Here is a 1,969-nt window from a genome sequence, read left to right as displayed (position 1 = left end):
CCGCTGGTCAACGAGGTGGTGATCGGACTGCCTCAGAAGGATCTGTTCAACGCCGCCAAGCCCACGCAGGACTCGGCGCTGGCCGACTACGTCACCAATCCGACCTTGCCGGCCATCCTGAACCTGTTGTTCCGCGGGCCGGTGAACGCGGCGCTGAACGCCAACATCGCCAACCTCGCGCCGTCCAACCTTCCCCGCAACGACCTGGTCGCGGCCTTCCTGACCGGGATTCCGAATCTCAACCGTCAGGCCACCGTCACCGCGTCCGAGATGATGCGCCTCAACACGGCCATCAATCCCACGCCGCGCGAGACCCAGAAGAACCTCGGCGTCGTCGCGGACGACCTGGCCGGCTTCCCGAACGGCCGCCGGCCGGGCGACGACGTGGTGGACATCGAGCTCCGCGTGGCCATGGGGCGGCTTTGCCACCCGGTGCCGATCAACGGAACGCCGACCTCGCTCGGCCTCTGCAATCCGGCCGATGCGCCGGTCGGGACCGTCCCGTTCACCGACGGCGCGCCGATCGACGCACGCGACCTGCAGAACGCCTTCCCCTACCTCAACACGCCGATCCCGGGCTCGCCCCGGACAGCGCGTGAAGCTCGCCGTGGAGGCTGACCGTGCGTATCGACAAAGCTAATCGCCGAGCGCGGCTGCTCGCCGCCCTCACGCTCGTGACGCTCGGGGCCGCCGCCTGCGGCGGTGGAGGTGGAGGGGGCGGTGGCGGCACCGTAACCCCGCCCCCGCCTCCGACCGCGCGGTTCGAAGACCAGTTCGGCGCGGAGTTCGGAGCCGCTTTCCGGGGCGTCAGCGCTTCGGAGCCGGCGAACGTCGCTCCGGGCGCCGTGATCGCCCCGAGCCTCACCGCCGAACCGGTCGCCGTTCCTTAGGGCGCCGCCGGTGGTCGCCTCCAGATCCTGCGTCCCTTGGATCGGCCGCAGCCGCGCCATGCTCGCCGCGCTCGCACTTGCGGGCGTCGGCGGGCCGGCGCTGGCCCAGGTCATCGAGATCGGCGAGGACGGTGCGGCTGTGACCTACGCAGCCCCGGCCGTCTTTACCGACGCGGGAGCTCAGCCCATCGTCCCGCCGGCGGCGCCTACTGCGGTCGTGGCGGCCCGGCCGGAAGTGGCGCGCCTGATCTCCGAGGCGGCCGAGCGCAACGGCCTCAGCGTCGATCTTGTGAACGCCGTCGCCTGGCGGGAGTCGCGGTTCCGGCAGAATGCGGTTTCTCACAAGGACGCGGTCGGCGTGATGCAGCTGACCGCCGGCACCGCTCGCGACCTCGGGGTCGACCGCTACGACCTGGCCCAGAACATCCACGGCGGCGCCAGCTACCTGCGTCAGATGCTCAGCCGATATCGCGGGGACGTGCGCCTGGCGCTGGCCGCCTACAACGCCGGCCCCGGCGCCGTCGACCGCTATCGCGGGGTCCCGCCCTACAGGGAGACCACAGCCTATGTCTCCGCGATCCTCTCGCGGTTGTCGCCGACCGCGGTGACGGCCTCCGTCCTTCCATGAGATTGTCCATGCCAAAGCTACGCGCAATTCCCTTCGCCCTGCCCGCGCTGCTGACGCCGGCGCTGGCCCATGCACAGGCCTACGATCCGGCCGGCTCCAACGTCATCGTCGGGGCGCTCGGCTGGCTGCAGGGCACGCTGCTGGGCACCGTGGCGACCGTCGCCGCGGTGATCGCCATCGCCGCAATCGGCTTCATGATGCTGACCGGGCGGCTGAACTGGCGCTACGGCGGCACCGTCATCCTCGGCTGCTTCGTGCTGTTCGGGGCCTCGGCGATCGTCGCGGGCATCCGCCAGACCGCGACCGGCTTCTAGCCCATGTCCGCGCAGCTCGATCGCGACATGGTCTTCGGCGCGCTGACGCGGCCGCAGATGTTCGCCGGCGTGACCTACAGCTACTTCGTGCTGAACGCCGTCGTCACCGCCGAGCTGTTCCTGATCACCAAGTCGTT

4 protein-coding genes are annotated in these 1,969 nt (G+C 70.4%); all 4 read left to right on the top strand.

What is annotated here, in order from left to right:
* Nucleotides 1-618, top strand: a 618-nt coding sequence (locus VHK87_RS15035) for a DUF4331 family protein (protein ID WP_329635702.1), incomplete at its 5' end; no start/stop codon positions are given.
* A 282-nt stretch (nucleotides 619-900) separates the two neighbouring features.
* Nucleotides 901-1,518 carry a lytic transglycosylase domain-containing protein gene (locus tag VHK87_RS15030; protein ID WP_329635701.1) on the top strand — a complete coding sequence of 206 codons (618 nt, stop codon included), beginning with the start codon at nucleotides 901-903 and terminating at the stop codon, nucleotides 1,516-1,518.
* Nucleotides 1,519-1,526: 8 nt separating this feature from the next.
* Nucleotides 1,527-1,832 (top strand): TrbC/VirB2 family protein, encoded by a 306-nt coding sequence (locus VHK87_RS15025; protein ID WP_329635700.1) that lies wholly within the window; start codon nucleotides 1,527-1,529, stop codon nucleotides 1,830-1,832.
* Between the two features lie 3 nt (nucleotides 1,833-1,835).
* The coding region (locus VHK87_RS15020) for a VirB3 family type IV secretion system protein (RefSeq protein WP_329635703.1) at nucleotides 1,836-1,969 on the top strand (134 nt) is incomplete at its 3' end.

The organism is Phenylobacterium sp., from assembly GCF_036263695.1.
In the GTDB taxonomy this organism is placed as follows: domain Bacteria; phylum Pseudomonadota; class Alphaproteobacteria; order Caulobacterales; family Caulobacteraceae; genus Phenylobacterium.
Note: the sequence above shows the minus strand (reverse complement) of the source record. Positions and strands in the feature narration are given on the sequence as shown.

Excerpts from the sequence above, each read along its gene's own strand:
- VHK87_RS15025 (WP_329635700.1), top strand. The coding sequence starts at position 1,527 with ATGCCAAAGCTACGCGCAATTCCCTTCGCCCTGCCCGCGCTGCTGACG.